Source organism: Companilactobacillus sp. HBUAS56275 (assembly GCF_036913655.1).
Lineage (GTDB): Bacteria > Bacillota > Bacilli > Lactobacillales > Lactobacillaceae > Companilactobacillus > Companilactobacillus pullicola.
In genome coordinates this window covers 169,321-183,151 of the sequence record NZ_JAYKKK010000005.1, presented here as the reverse complement: position 1 = coordinate 183,151, position 13,831 = coordinate 169,321, and the positions used below count along the sequence as shown (strand labels likewise).

The following is a 13,831-nucleotide window of genomic DNA, read 5'->3' as shown; positions in this document are numbered from 1 at the left end:
ATTATTACAACGTGTATTATACACCCCGTCAATACTGATTTAGTGCGAATTTTATAATAAAAAATGTTCTAACTTGATGTTTATACAGGACAAGTTGTATTATCATTATGGTTGAAAGATGTAACCGGTTACTAATTTTAAGGAGGTGCTATTCTTATGAAGAGTACAGTTAAAATGCTTGCTCCGGTAAATGGACAAGCTGTTCCAATAACTGAAGTTCATGATCCAATGTTTTCTGCAAAAGATATGGGTGATGGCTTTGGAGTTATTCCTACTGGTAATGATATTTTATCTCCAGTTTCTGGGAAAGTTATGTTAGTAGCTTCGACTAAGCACGCACTTGGCTTCACTACTGATGATGGACTAGAAGTTTTAGTTCACATGGGTGTTGATACAGTTGAACTAAATGGTGCTCCCTTCGAAATTTTCATTAAAGAGGGAGATACAGTCACAGCTGGTCAAAAGATAGCCACTATGGATATCGATGCCGTTAAAAAAGCTGGCAAGGTAACAGATGTTATCGTTGCTATCACCAATACCAGCAAAATGGTTAAAGATGTCGATGTTCAAAAAGGCGATGTTAAAGCCGGTGACGAAGCTGCCGAAGTTGTATTGTTGGCTCCTGGTGAAACAGCAGCTAAGAAACCATCTGGCAAAGTTGACTATGATCAACTTGGTGCAGATATCGTTAAAAATGTTGGTGGTGTCGCTAACGTAGATAACGTTATTCACTGTATTACACGTGTTCGTTTCTATTTAAAGGATGACAACAAAGCAAACGACGCCGTTATTAAGGGAATGAAAGGCGTTATCGATGTTGCTAAAGCTGGTGGCCAATATCAAGTTGTTATTGGACCAGCTGTTGAAGATGTTTATGATTCCGTTGTTAAGGCCTTAGGACCTGGATTCGGTGGAGACAGCAGTGATTCTTCTGTTAAAACTGAAAAAGAGAAAGCTCCAAAGGGTGTTTGGCCTAAGACAAAATTCTATTTTAGTGCTCTGATTGGTGTAATCACAGCCAGCATGATGCCTATCATTGGTTTGTTAGCTGCATCAGGTATTTTGAAAGGATTACTAGCTTTAATCGTTTCAGCTAAATGGCTTTCTGCAACAAGTTCTACATATATGATCATTAGTGCAATGGGAGATTCAGTCTTCTACTTCCTACCTATTTTAGTTGGTTTTACAGCTGCTAAGAGATTAGGTGCTAACCAAATTGTCGTCGGTGTTATCGGTGGTGTTTTGGCATATCCAACTTTGGTACAAGTAGCAACTAAAACAAGCACTACAGCAATGAATATTAATGGTAATTTCTTTGGTATCCCTGTTCATATTGCAAATTATACATATTCAATTTTCCCAATGATCGCTGCTGCATGGATTGCTTCTAAGATTGAACCATGGCTCAAGAAACATATTGTTTTGTCATTACGTATGATCCTTAGTCCTTTACTAGAAGTATTTATTGTCAGTGCCATTATCATCGTAGTTGTTGGACCAGTTATCACACTTCTAAGTTCCTACTTAGCAAGTGGTATCGTTGCTCTATTGAGTTTCAGTCCTGCCATTTCAGGATTAATCATCGGTGGACTTTATCAATGTTTGGTTATCTTCGGTTTACACTGGGCTGTTATTCCTGTCGTTGCTAGTCAAATTGCTACAACAGGACACAGTGCTTTGAATGCTATTGTTTCTGCAACAATGGTTGCTCAAGGTGCAGCTGCAATGGCCGTATTCTTCAAGATCAAGAAGAATGTTGATATGAAACAAATTGCCGGTGCTGCTACACTTTCAGCCTTTGCTGGAGTTACAGAACCTGCAATGTATGGTATTAACTTGAAATACGGACGTATCTTCTGGACAGCTAATATCGGTAGTGCCGTTGGTGGTTTAATTACCGGATTAATGCACGTTGATATGTGGGGCTTCGCCGGATCATTGATCGGTTTTGCTTCATTCATCAATCCAAAAGGTATCGATAGTAGTTTCACAGGATACTTAATTGCATCAGCCGCAACAATCATCGTTGCCTTTGTATGTACATACGCCTTCGGATTCAAAGAAGAAGACCTCGAAGCCAGCCATGCTGTTGAAAAGGTAAGATTAGGTAGCCGTGAACCTGCACAAGGTTAAGTAAATTGTAAAAATAGGAATGCTTTTATAGCGTTCCTATTTTTTAGTTAAATTAGTATTTGTTGAAACTTGGTTAAAAAGCGTTCACATAGCCAATATTTTGGTTAATATGAACGCTTTTTTATTAGTTAATTGATCTAGTTGGATGGTGCAAGAATATAAAGACTGTACCAATAATAATTACAACAATTGCTGGAAATGCTATCGCTGCACTTATAAGAAACAAAGCATTTCCTATAATTCCTAAAATAGGACCAACGATTGAAATCCCTTTTTTTCGACTTTGAATAAGGGCAATAATATTGAGAATAATACCAAAAGCAGCCATTAGATAGAAAAAGACTCCTGTTCCGCTAGTTAAGTTGGTGCCCCCAAATGCATCACTAGCTGCGGTACTAAAAATAACCGGCCATGATATTGCGAATAAAATACAGTTGATGATACCTAGAATTCCTGTCCAGATATTAATTTTCAGGTTCTTCATTTTTGAAAGAATCCTCCTAAACATCAGCTTTTCGTGTCGTCAGTATTTGGACACTATAAGTATAAAAAAATGTTTGAAAACTAGCATTAAAAAATGAACGATTTTTATTTAATATTTATTGATAAAAATTTGTAATATAATAAGAAAAAGTTCTTTAAATTTGGAGATGAACAATTTGTCAAAAGTAGAGTTACGACAAGCACAACCAGAGGATTTAGAAGAGTTCTGGGAATTAGCCTTTAGTGATCCCAATGCGGGATGGACCAAGTTAAATGGACCATATTTTCACGATGATTTACCTAGTAAAGAAAAGTTCATTAATGAATTAGCACCCAAAGTTTGGCTAGGGAATAAAGATCATCTATTGATTACTTCAGATGGTAAAATCGTCGGTTCAGTTGGTGGAGGATTCGAAGACGGAAAGTTAGCCAAATGGTATGACATGGGAATCACGATTTATGCTACCGATACTTGGGATAAACATATCGGAAGCCAAGCTCTAAAACTCTTTATTACTTATTTGTTTAAACTTTATGATTTGCCACACCTAGGATTAACAACATGGTCCGGTAATCCAAGAATGATGCATGTAGCCGAAAAAATCGGTATGAAGCAAGAAGCACGTATCCGTAAAGTACGTTTTTACGAAGGCAAGTATTATGATTCTGTTAAATACGGAATCTTACGCGATGAATGGGAATAGATATTAAAAGAAGTGTTTATGTTAACCGTTAAGGCTGACATAAACACTTTTTTGTTGTAAATGAAGAAGGTATACGAATGTACTCAAGCTTCTTATTAGATGCTGTGTTTGCTATTTAATATTTTGAAAGTATGTAAGAAATAGAACAGGACATTAGTCCGGAGCAACAAGAAAATTGGCTCAGCCATGAGATTTACCTTAGCGATTCATCGCTTAGGTAAAGGCCGAACTTGAAGATCCATGATTTCACACAAAGTGTGAAATCATTAGCTTCCAGTCGGCCCATGGCGTTCCAGCCAAATTTTCTTGTTGCGGAGGACGGCAATAGAAACACTATCCAAATAGTGTGATTTCAAAATATCATACTTCAACAGTTAAGATTTCTAAAAATTATTCGGGAAATATGCAATAATATTAATAGTCTAGAAAAATCACGTGAGGAGTTTATTTATGGAATATATGATTGGCGTTGATGTTGGAACGACCAGTACAAAAAGTGTCTTATATGACATGGAAGGAAAGGTCGTTGCATACGCTAATAGTGGCTACAAATTACACCAGGATGTTCCCGATATGGCAGAGGAAGATCCTGATGATATTTTTGATGCTGTAGTGGAGGTCTTAGGACAAGTTATTCGCAAGGGGAAAATCAAACCAGGCGAACTAAAAGGAATTTCATTCTCATCTGCAATGCACAGTTTGATCCTAATGGACCAAAACGATCAACCACTGACTCGGGCTATTACTTGGGCTGACAATCGTGCCGCTAAGTATAGTGAGGAATTGAAGGAAAATGGTGTGGGTGCACAAATCTACGCTAAAACAGGAACACCAATTCATCCTATGGCACCACTATCAAAGATTCTCTGGATCAAAAATGAAAAGCCAGAGTTGTTCGCACAAACTAAGAAATTCATTGATTTAAAAACTTATATTTTCTTCCGATTATTTGGTGTCTATAAGATGGAATATTCCATCGCCTCGGCCACTGGGATGTTCAACATTTTCAAGTTAGATTGGGAGCCACAGGTTTTGGATCTTTTAGGAATTACCGCCGATAAATTGCCTGAACTAGTAGAACCAACTGACACGATTACGGGACTTAATCCTAAATATGGTAAATTATTGGGAATTTCAAAGGATGTGCCATTTGTCTTTGGTGCCAGTGATGGCGTACTTTCCAATTTAGGTGTTGACGCTATTGATCCTGGCGTCGTAGCTGTAACGATTGGAACTAGTGGTGCCGTGCGTGTGGTAGTTGATAAACCGGTTGTCGATCCTGATGGTAACTTGTTCTGTTACGCTTTGACGAAAGATAAATGGGTCGTTGGTGGCCCGGTTAATAATGGGGGAATTGTTTTCCGCTGGGTCAAAGATCAATTGTTTGCTCCAGAGAAAATTACCGCTGAACAAATGCAAGTTTCTACCTATGATATATTGACACAAATTGCTGAAAAGATTCCGGCTGGTTCTGATGGCTTATTGTTCCATCCTTATTTGGGTGGGGAACGTGCTCCTATTTGGAACGCTTATGCTCGTGGATCATTCTTCGGCTTAACTAGAAAGCACACTCGTGCACATATGGTTAGAGCTGCTTTGGAAGGAATTGTTTACAACCTTTATATCGTAATGTTGACGATTGAAAAAGTAGCCGGTAAGCCTAAGAGTATTCAAGCCACTGGTGGTTTTGCCCGTTCAGCCTTGTGGAGACAAATGTTAGCTGATATTTTCGAACAAGACGTTACGATTCCTGAAAGCTTTGAAAGTTCTTGTTTAGGAGCTGCCGTTTTAGGGATGTACGCTCTAGGTTATGTTGACGATTTATCCGCAGTTAAAGGGATGGTCGGGGTGACTGATGTTCACAAACCTAATAAAGATAATTTTGAAGTTTATCGTGAGCTCTTACCAATTTGGATTCGCGTATCACAAGTATTGGAACCTGAATATAAGAGTATTGCGGAATTTCAAAAGAAACATGCTAAATAAACTAAAAGTGCGCTAATAACGCACTTATTTTATGTCAAAAATAAAAGGGGATTTTAAATGGCTTTCTTAGTATTGATCTTGGGCGTGGCATTATTGTTATTCTTGATCATCAAATTAAAATTTAATACGTTTCTTTCATTAATAATCACTTCTATAGTAGTAGGAATTGGTTTGGGAATTCCTTTGACTAAAATAGCAACCAGTATCCAAGATGGAATTGGTGGACAATTAGGGGAACTTTCGATTGTCTTCGGTTTTGGAGCAATGCTGGGCCGGTTAGTGGCTGATGCTGGTGGAGCTTATCGGATTTCACACACTTTAATTCAAAAATTTGGCAAAAAGAAATTGCAGCTGGCTATTGTTTTGGCGTCGTTCATTATCGGAATTGCACTGTTCTTTGAAGTAGGAATGGTATTGTTGATACCGATCGTCTTTGCTATTGCCGTTGAGGCCGGAGTTTCTATTCTTTATTTAGGAATTCCGATGGCAGCCGCTTTATCAGTAACACACGGATTTTTACCACCGCACCCAGCACCAACGGCTATCAGTACAGTTTTGAGTGCCAATGCGGGACAAGTTTTACTTTATGGGATCATTGTGGCAATTCCAGCTGTTGTAGTTTCCGGACCACTTTATACAAAATTGGCTCAGAAAATTGTTCCTGATGCTTTTAATCGTAAAGGTAATTTAACCGCATTGGGACCTCAAAAGAGTTTCAAATTAGAAGATACACCTAGTTTTGGCATCAGTGTTCTAACTTCTTTATTTCCAGTAGTTTTAATGGCTATTACAACAATTTATCAACTGACAATTGATGAAGGAGCGGTTCCTAAGAATCCTACGGCACTAGATTCAATCATTGCGTTTATTGGTACGCCGGCCATTACTATGACAATTTCTCTGTTATTAGCCATTTATACAATGGGATGGGCTAGAAGATTCAAAACTCCGGATATCATGAAAAGTTTGGAAGATGCTATCAAATCGATTGCCATGCTATTACTAGTAATTGGTGGTGGTGGAGCTTTCAAACAAGTTCTGATCGATGGTGGTGTCGGTGATGCGGTTATGAAACTTTTCACTGGCGTGAATATTTCGCCTCTATTATTGGGATGGGTAATCGCTGTAGTTTTAAGGATTGCTTTAGGATCAGCAACCGTTGCTTCTTTGACAGCCGCAGGATTGGTATTGCCGTTGATGACCTCAGCTGGCGTAAATCCGGCTTTGATGGTTTTGGCAATTGGTGCTGGTTCATTAGCGGTTTCTCATGTAAATGATGCAGGATTCTGGATGTTTAAAGAATATTTTGATTTGACCGTTAAGGAAACCTTAATGACTTGGACGGTATTAGAGACCTTGATATCAGTCGTTGGACTCATTTGCGTCATGATTTTAAGCATCTTTATTTAATAATCAGTATAAGAATACTCTCATATTTTCAGAATAAGTTTTAATTATTTTCAATTTTATAAAGTAGAGAATCTAGTTGTACCAACGGTAGTAGAACTCTTTGTTTCAGAATTGTTACGAAAATTACAAAAAATCCTTGTTTTGTAACTTGACAGAACTATGTATGTAATAAATACCTGTTAGTATATGCAACATAGCAAATGAGGGCTAGACAAATAATTTTAAATATAAGGATGTAATTAATTCATGAAAAAAGTTTTATCTATCGCTTTACTAAGTACAACAGCTTTATCAGCACTTGCAGCAACATCACAAACTGCTCAAGCTGCAGTACAACTCGACAGTAACCACGTTCAAGTTCAAGCAGGTGACACATATAAGAGTATTGCCGCTAATGCGGGTGTATCAATCGCTCAACTAGAACAAGCTAACGGCCGTGCAATTGGTGGATTTGACTTAATCTTCCCTGGTGAAACAGTTACATTGCCAGGTGTTGCTCAAGCAGCTACAACAACTACTGCACAACAAACAACAACACAAGATAATGCAACAAGTGACCAACAATCAGCTGCATCAACACAAGCACAGACACAAACACAACAACAAAGTACAACACAACAAAATACACAACAACAAGCTGTTACACAAAGTGCTTCACAATCACAATCAACAACAACAAGCACAACTGGTACATCACAAGGTTCATTCAAGATTTCTTTCTATGATCCAGCCGTACTAGGTTCAAACATGGGTTATGGTGGTGTTGCTGCCAACCTTTCAGTATTCCCTAAGGGTACAAGACTTAAGATCACACTTTCTGACGGTACAGTATTGATCAGAACAGTTAATGATACAGGTACATTTGCATACAGCAATCCTCGTCAATTAGACGTTGCTATGCCAAATAACCAAATCCCTTCATACGGTGTTACAACAGCATCTGTTGAAGTAATCTAATTAAAATTAAAAGTAATATAGAAAAGCCGACGAGTGAAATTAATTTTTCATCCGTCGGCTTTTTTGTTGAAATTAAACTATTTTATCGATGTTAAACCTTTAACGATAAAGTCAGTTACATGTTCTATTTCTAAAGGTTCGTTCCATTCAGTGTTATCAACGATAATATAATGCTGAATCAAGTATCCTAAAATATTTGAGGCTAGAAATCGAAAAATCTCAAGATTATCCCAATCAATCAATAAATCTTTTTGCTTTAATTCATCCAAAACCTGATTGAACTGTTTAAAAGATTTTTTAGGAATACTATCAATCAGACGGTCGTGTATCTCTTGATCGTAGATAAACTCATTTAAGAATATCTTCTTTATTTTTAAATGCAATGAAAAGATGATTAAAATATATTTTGTTTGATGTGTGGCCTGATAATAACTGATGTAGTTTAAGGATGCCGTCGGTAGTAGAAAATCTGTGGGCTTGGAATGCGGTGGACACGGCTTGAAGCTAATAATTTTGCACTTTGTGCAAAATTATGGATCTCCAAGTCCGGTCTTCTACTAACCTTGCTTCGCAAGCTAAGTGGAACTTCATCACTTAGGGCCCACAGATTTTCTACTACCGACTAGATTTCTAGTTCTATTAATATTTTCTAAAATTGTAGTGTTTGAATGGTTTTATGTAATCAAGTAAAGATTATGAATTTTTATTTGGGAGATGTTTATTGATTATATGAATCTGCCTGAAATCCTCAGGAATATTATTCAAGATTTTAAAAGTATGCAAACAGCAGAAGTACTCTTTAGTCCGGAGCAAAAATTGGGAATGCGTTCAGCTATGAAATTATTGTTATCGGCTTTGCCGATTACAATAAGGCCGACTTCGAAGATCCATTATTTTGCACGAAGTGTAAAATGATTAGCTTCGAATCGTGCCCATAGCGTTCCAACAGCATTCCCAATTTTTGTGGAGAACGGCAAATTTACACCATAAACATTTATCCATTTTGTATCTAATTCAATACCGTGTTTTCTTCATACAAATTGTCGTTAGTAAAGTTAATCATGTACGTTGATAATAATTGTATGCAATTAAAAAATGGGAAGTGCATTCTGCTATTACATTCATAGCGTTTCAATGCATTTCCCATTTTGTGGAAGATAGGTATTTATTTATTCAAACGAGTATCATTAATTGTTTCGCGAATTTCTTTGAAGACATCGGTTGTTTGCTTATCATCCTTCATTGCTGTGAGGACAAATAATGTATCAATCAAAGAAATCTGGGCAATAATAGCGTGCAAAGCCTCATCTTGATAATTAGTTTCTTCAGAAATTGATAACAAGGTGAGATCAACAATTTTGGTTAGCGATGAATTACCGTAACTGGTAATGCCGATAGTCTTAATTTGTTTCTCTTGAAGTTTTTCGACCAGTTTTAAGGCATCTCTATTTTCACCACTATGAGAAATGATGACAGCACAAGTATCAGATTTTAAAGTTGCGGCCATCATCAATTGCATGTGGAAATCATTAGCGAACAGCGGCGTCTTATCTGATTTTAAGAACTTATGATATCCGTCTAAGGCCACGATTCCTGAAGCACCCAGTCCGAAAAAGGCTATCGAGTCCTTCTTAGCAATGATGTCGATTGCCATCTGTAATTGTTGTTGACTTAAAGTATCGATGGTTGCATTCAAAGCCGAGACATTAGATGTGAAAACTTTTTTCGCCATTTCTTTCAAAGTGTCCTTAGGATTGATCTCCTGGAACAAATTGTTAGCTTCTTTGTCATCTGATGTTGAGGTCAGAAGATTTATCTTTAACTCTTGGAAGCTACTGAATCCTAACTTTTTAGCAAATCTTGAGATAGACGAAATGGAAGAATTAGTTTTCTTAGCCAGGTCAGTAATTGTCAAAGCGGAGCTAGTTTGGGGATTTTCTAAAAGATAATCTGCGATGTCCTTAGAAGTCCCGTTTAAGTTGTCATAGTAGGATTTGATCAACATATTAAAATTGTTTTGCATAGGCTTTACCTCACAATAATAAGATAGCACAATTTTTTGTCTCTGAAAAGAATTTTCTACATAACTATTGATTTTTAAAAATAATTTTCATATAATATAGTCAATAAATGAAAGCGTTTTACAAAAGGAGACAGTAAATATGAATTTAGCAATGATCGGTTTAGGAAAAATGGGAATTAACTTATGCGAAAACTTAATTAGAAATAATAATCAAGTTGTTGCCTTCGACTTGAATGAAATAGCTAGAAAAAAGGCCAGCGATATGGGAGCCAAAAGCGTTGCTAGTTTAGAAGAAGCTGTTCAAGCCTTAGATAAACCTAGAATTATGTGGGTAATGTTACCTGCTGGTAAACCTACTAATGATACGATCGACAAATTAAGTCAACTATTAGACAGTGACGATATTGTGATTGATGGTGGAAATTCATTCTATGAAGATTCACTTAAACACAATGAAATTTTGAAAGCTAAAGGAATTAAATTCTTCGACTGCGGAACATCCGGTGGTAAGAGTGGTGCTAATCAAGATGGTAACTTCATGATTGGTGGCGACGACTACAAGACTTTCCAATATATCGAACCAATTTTTAAAGGAATTGCGATGAAAGATGGTTATCTCTACACTGGTAAAGCTGGTAGCGGTCATTATCTCAAGATGGTTCACAACGGAATCGAATACGGAATGATGGAAGCTATCGCCGAAGGATTCGACGTTTTGGAACATAGCGATTTTGCTTATGATAATGAAGCAGTTGCCAAAGTTTGGTCAAACGGATCAGTTATTCGTGGCTGGTTGATGGAATTAGCTCAAGATGCCTTTTCAAAAGACAATGATCTAGAACACATTAAGGGAGTTATGCATTCATCTGGTGAAGGTAAGTGGACTTTGGATGAAGCCTTGAAGCTAAAAGTACCAACACCTGTTATCGGTATGTCATTAATGATGAGATATCGTTCTTTGGAAGATGATACTTTCACAGGAAAAGTTGTCTCAGCCTTACGTAATGAGTTTGGTGGACACGCAATTGATAAGAACAAATAATCTTGAGTTGATGTAAGGAGTTTAATTATGGAATACATGATTGGCGTTGATATTGGAACAACCAGTACTAAGAGTGTTTTGTACGATATGAAGGGTAAAGTTATTGCTCATGCAGATAGCGGCTATCAATTGTATCAAGATGTACCAGATATGGCCGAAGAAGATCCTGATGATATTTTTGATGCTGTGATCGAAGTTTTGGGACAAGTAATTCGTAAAGGTAAAGTTCAAAAAGGTGAGTTAAAGGGAGTTTCATTCTCATCAGCGATGCACAGTTTGATTTTGATGGATAAAGATGATCAACCATTAACACGTGCCATTACTTGGGCCGACAATCGTGCTGCTAAATATAGTGAAGAGCTAAAGGAAAATGGCATTGGAGCAGAAATTTACGCTAAGACAGGAACACCAATTCATCCAATGGCACCGCTATCAAAAATTTTATGGATCAAGAATGAGAAACCAGAATTATTCAATAAAACAAAGAAATTTATTGATCTTAAAACTTATATTTTCTTCAGATTATTTGGAACTTATAAGATGGAATATTCAATTGCTTCGGCAACCGGAATGTTCAACATCTTTAAATTAAAATGGGAACCACAAGCTTTAGATCTCCTCGGAATTACTGAAGAACAGTTGCCAGAATTAGTAGAACCAACTGATACGATTACAGGTATCAATTCAAATTACGGTAAAATTTTGGGAATTAGCAAGGATATTCCATTTGTCTTTGGTGCCAGCGATGGAGTCTTATCAAATCTTGGTGTTAATGCGATTGAACCCGGCGTTGTTGCCGTTACGATCGGAACTAGTGGTGCCGTCAGAGTTGTCGTTGATAAACCAGTTGTTGATCCTAATGGTAGATTGTTCTGTTACGCTTTGACAAAAGATAAATGGGTCGTTGGTGGTCCAGTTAACAATGGAGGCATTGTCTTCCGCTGGGTAAGAGATCAACTGTTTGCACCAGAAAAGATCACTGCTGAACAGATGCAAGTTTCTACTTATGATATCTTGACACAAATTGCCGAAAAGATTCCCGCTGGATCAGATGGATTGTTGTTCCATCCTTATCTAGGTGGTGAAAGAGCTCCAATTTGGGATGCTTATGCCAGAGGTTCATTCTTTGGCTTAACTAGAAAACATACCAGAGCGCATATGGTTAGAGCAGCTCTTGAAGGTATTGTCTACAACCTTTATCTCGTTATGTTGATGATCGAAGGAGTTGCTGGCAAACCAAAGAGTATTCAAGCAACAGGTGGCTTTGCTCGTTCAGCTCTATGGAGACAAATGTTAGCTGATATCTTTGAACAGGATGTAACAATTCCCGAAAGTTTTGAAAGCTCATGTTTAGGAGCAGCTGTTCTAGGGATGTATTCACTAGGTTATATTGATGACTTATCAGCTGTGAAAGATATGGTTGGTGTGACTGATGTTCACAAACCAAACAAGGAAAACTTCGAAGTTTATCGTGAATTATTGCCAATCTGGATCAGAGTATCAAGAGTTTTGGAACCAGAATATAAGAGTATTGCTGAATTTCAAAAGAAACACGTAAAATAAAAAAGTGCGCGCAATCGCACTTTTCTTCATGAACTTGTTGTAAGCGGTAACAAAAGAGGAGGAGACTAATATGGCTTTCTTAGTATTAATTTTAGGTGTAGCCTTTCTACTATTTTTAATTATTAAAATGAAACTTAATACCTTTGTTTCATTGATTATTACTTCTATTGCTGTTGGGATCGGACTAGGAATTCCAATGACAAAAATTGCCACAAGTATTCAAAACGGGATTGGTGGACAATTAGGTGAATTGTCGATCGTCTTTGGATTCGGTGCAATGTTAGGCCGACTGGTTGCCGATGCCGGTGGTGCCTATCGAATTTCACACACTTTGATTCAAAAATTTGGTAAAAAAAGATTGCAGCTAGCAATTGTTTTGGCATCATTCATTATCGGAATTGCATTGTTCTTTGAAGTAGGGATGGTTCTTTTGATTCCTATCGTCTTCGCTATTGCCGTTGAAGCAGGAGTTTCTATTCTTTATTTAGGAATTCCCATGGCCGCTGCACTTTCTGTAACGCATGGATTCTTACCACCACATCCTGCACCAACTGCAATTAGTGCTGTTTTAAGCGCCAATGCTGGACATGTCTTGCTTTACGGAATAATTGTCGCAATACCATCTGTTATTATTGCTGGTCCCGTTTATACAAAGATCGCTGAAAAATTGGTTCCTAAGGCATTTAGTCGTAAAGGTAATTTGACTGCTTTAGGACCACAAAAGAAGTTTCAATTGGAAGATACACCAGGATTTGGTATTAGTGTTCTAACCTCATTGTTCCCCGTTATCTTGATGGCTATTACAACGGTTTATCAATTGTTGTTCAACGGTGGATCAGTTCCTAAGAACCCCAGTCTATTAGATTCAATCATTGCCTTCATCGGTACACCAGCTATTACTATGACAATCTCGTTATTAGTAGCCATGTATACCATGGGTTGGGCAAGAAGATTTAAGACCCCAGAAATCATGAAAAGTCTTGAAGATGCCGTTAAATCAATCGCTATGTTACTACTAGTAATTGGTGGTGGCGGTGCCTTCAAACAAGTCCTAATTGATGGTGGTGTTGGTGACGCCGTTATGAAATTATTCACTGGCGTTAATATTTCACCGTTGATCTTAGGTTGGCTGATTGCTGTTGTCCTAAGAGTTGCACTAGGTTCAGCAACCGTTGCTTCCTTAACAGCTGCCGGATTAGTTTTACCATTGATGACTTCAGCCGGAGTAAATCCAGCCTTAATGGTTCTAGCCGTTGGCGCTGGTTCATTGGCTGCTTCACATGTTAACGATGCCGGTTTCTGGATGTTTAAGGAGTATTTCGACTTAACCGTTAAGGAAACTTTGTTAACTTGGACTGTATTGGAAAGTTTGATTTCCATTGTTGGTATTGTTTGTGTCATGATTTTGAGCTTGTTTGTTTAAATAAAATGTTAATAGAGAGTCCCAATTAGTTTAGGGACTCTCTTTTTGTGCCAGTAAATATTCGTTAACCGAAACAACTTTACCGTGTATCATTAAAAAGTGTTGCG

General features: G+C 37.5%; 11 protein-coding genes. 8 read left to right on the top strand and 3 right to left on the bottom strand.

All coding sequences use genetic code 11. The features are described 5' to 3' along the window. Positions 1-156: 156 nt before the first annotated feature. Positions 157-2,133, top strand: coding sequence for a glucose PTS transporter subunit IIA (locus U8526_RS10820; RefSeq protein ID WP_334341974.1), 1,977 nt, complete (start codon positions 157-159; stop codon positions 2,131-2,133). 124 nt (positions 2,134-2,257) lie between these two features. Here the strand turns inward: U8526_RS10820 and U8526_RS10815 are convergent, their stop codons facing one another. Continuing rightward, positions 2,258-2,617 (bottom strand): transporter, encoded by a 360-nt coding sequence (locus U8526_RS10815; RefSeq protein ID WP_334341973.1) that lies wholly within the window; start codon positions 2,615-2,617, stop codon positions 2,258-2,260. Positions 2,618-2,792: 175 nt separating this feature from the next. On the opposite strand from U8526_RS10815, the gene U8526_RS10810 reads away from it, so the two are divergent. From U8526_RS10810 to U8526_RS10795, 4 genes are all read left to right on the top strand, one after another. Next, positions 2,793-3,320, top strand: coding sequence for a GNAT family N-acetyltransferase (locus tag U8526_RS10810; RefSeq protein ID WP_334341972.1), 528 nt, complete (start codon positions 2,793-2,795; stop codon positions 3,318-3,320). A 450-nt stretch (positions 3,321-3,770) separates the two neighbouring features. After that, a complete protein-coding gene (gene gntK, locus U8526_RS10805) occupies positions 3,771-5,306 on the top strand; it encodes a gluconokinase (protein ID WP_334341971.1) in 1,536 nt (511 codons plus the stop codon). 57 nt (positions 5,307-5,363) lie between these two features. Continuing rightward, a complete protein-coding gene (locus tag U8526_RS10800; protein WP_334341970.1) occupies positions 5,364-6,716 on the top strand; it encodes a gluconate:H+ symporter in 1,353 nt (450 codons plus the stop codon). A 246-nt stretch (positions 6,717-6,962) separates the two neighbouring features. Further along, positions 6,963-7,673, top strand: coding sequence for a LysM peptidoglycan-binding domain-containing protein (locus U8526_RS10795; RefSeq protein WP_334341969.1), 711 nt, complete (start codon positions 6,963-6,965; stop codon positions 7,671-7,673). Between the two features lie 77 nt (positions 7,674-7,750). Here U8526_RS10795 and U8526_RS10790 read toward each other — a convergent pair whose 3' ends face one another. Continuing rightward, positions 7,751-8,056: a hypothetical protein gene (locus U8526_RS10790; RefSeq protein WP_334341968.1), complete on the bottom strand. Its 306-nt coding sequence runs from the start codon at positions 8,054-8,056 to the stop codon at positions 7,751-7,753. Positions 8,057-8,838: 782 nt separating this feature from the next. Continuing rightward, positions 8,839-9,696, bottom strand: coding sequence for a MurR/RpiR family transcriptional regulator (locus U8526_RS10785; protein WP_334341967.1), 858 nt, complete (start codon positions 9,694-9,696; stop codon positions 8,839-8,841). 139 nt (positions 9,697-9,835) lie between these two features. On the opposite strand from U8526_RS10785, the gene gnd reads away from it, so the two are divergent. The 3 genes from gnd to U8526_RS10770 all read left to right on the top strand — a co-directional run bounded on the left by gnd (position 9,836) and on the right by U8526_RS10770 (position 13,724). Then, positions 9,836-10,738, top strand: a complete 903-nt coding sequence (gene gnd / locus U8526_RS10780; protein WP_334341966.1) for a phosphogluconate dehydrogenase (NAD(+)-dependent, decarboxylating) — start codon at positions 9,836-9,838, stop codon at positions 10,736-10,738. 27 nt (positions 10,739-10,765) lie between these two features. Continuing rightward, positions 10,766-12,301 (top strand): gluconokinase, encoded by a 1,536-nt coding sequence (gene gntK, locus U8526_RS10775; RefSeq protein ID WP_334341965.1) that lies wholly within the window; start codon positions 10,766-10,768, stop codon positions 12,299-12,301. 70 nt (positions 12,302-12,371) lie between these two features. Further along, entirely contained in the window at positions 12,372-13,724 is a 1,353-nt protein-coding gene (locus U8526_RS10770; protein WP_334341964.1) for a gluconate:H+ symporter, read from the top strand. Positions 13,725-13,831: the final 107 nt, after the last annotated feature.

Excerpts from the sequence above, each read along its gene's own strand:
- gntK (WP_334341965.1), top strand. The coding sequence starts at position 10,766 with ATGGAATACATGATTGGCGTTGATATTGGAACAACCAGTACTAAGAGT.
- U8526_RS10815 (WP_334341973.1), bottom strand. The coding sequence starts at position 2,617 with ATGAAGAACCTGAAAATTAATATCTGGACAGGAATTCTAGGTATCATC.
- U8526_RS10795 (WP_334341969.1), top strand. The coding sequence starts at position 6,963 with ATGAAAAAAGTTTTATCTATCGCTTTACTAAGTACAACAGCTTTATCA.
- gnd (WP_334341966.1), top strand. The coding sequence starts at position 9,836 with ATGAATTTAGCAATGATCGGTTTAGGAAAAATGGGAATTAACTTATGC.
- U8526_RS10800 (WP_334341970.1), top strand. The coding sequence starts at position 5,364 with ATGGCTTTCTTAGTATTGATCTTGGGCGTGGCATTATTGTTATTCTTG.
- U8526_RS10770 (WP_334341964.1), top strand. The coding sequence starts at position 12,372 with ATGGCTTTCTTAGTATTAATTTTAGGTGTAGCCTTTCTACTATTTTTA.
- U8526_RS10820 (WP_334341974.1), top strand. The coding sequence starts at position 157 with ATGAAGAGTACAGTTAAAATGCTTGCTCCGGTAAATGGACAAGCTGTT.
- U8526_RS10785 (WP_334341967.1), bottom strand. The coding sequence starts at position 9,696 with ATGCAAAACAATTTTAATATGTTGATCAAATCCTACTATGACAACTTA.
- gntK (WP_334341971.1), top strand. The coding sequence starts at position 3,771 with ATGGAATATATGATTGGCGTTGATGTTGGAACGACCAGTACAAAAAGT.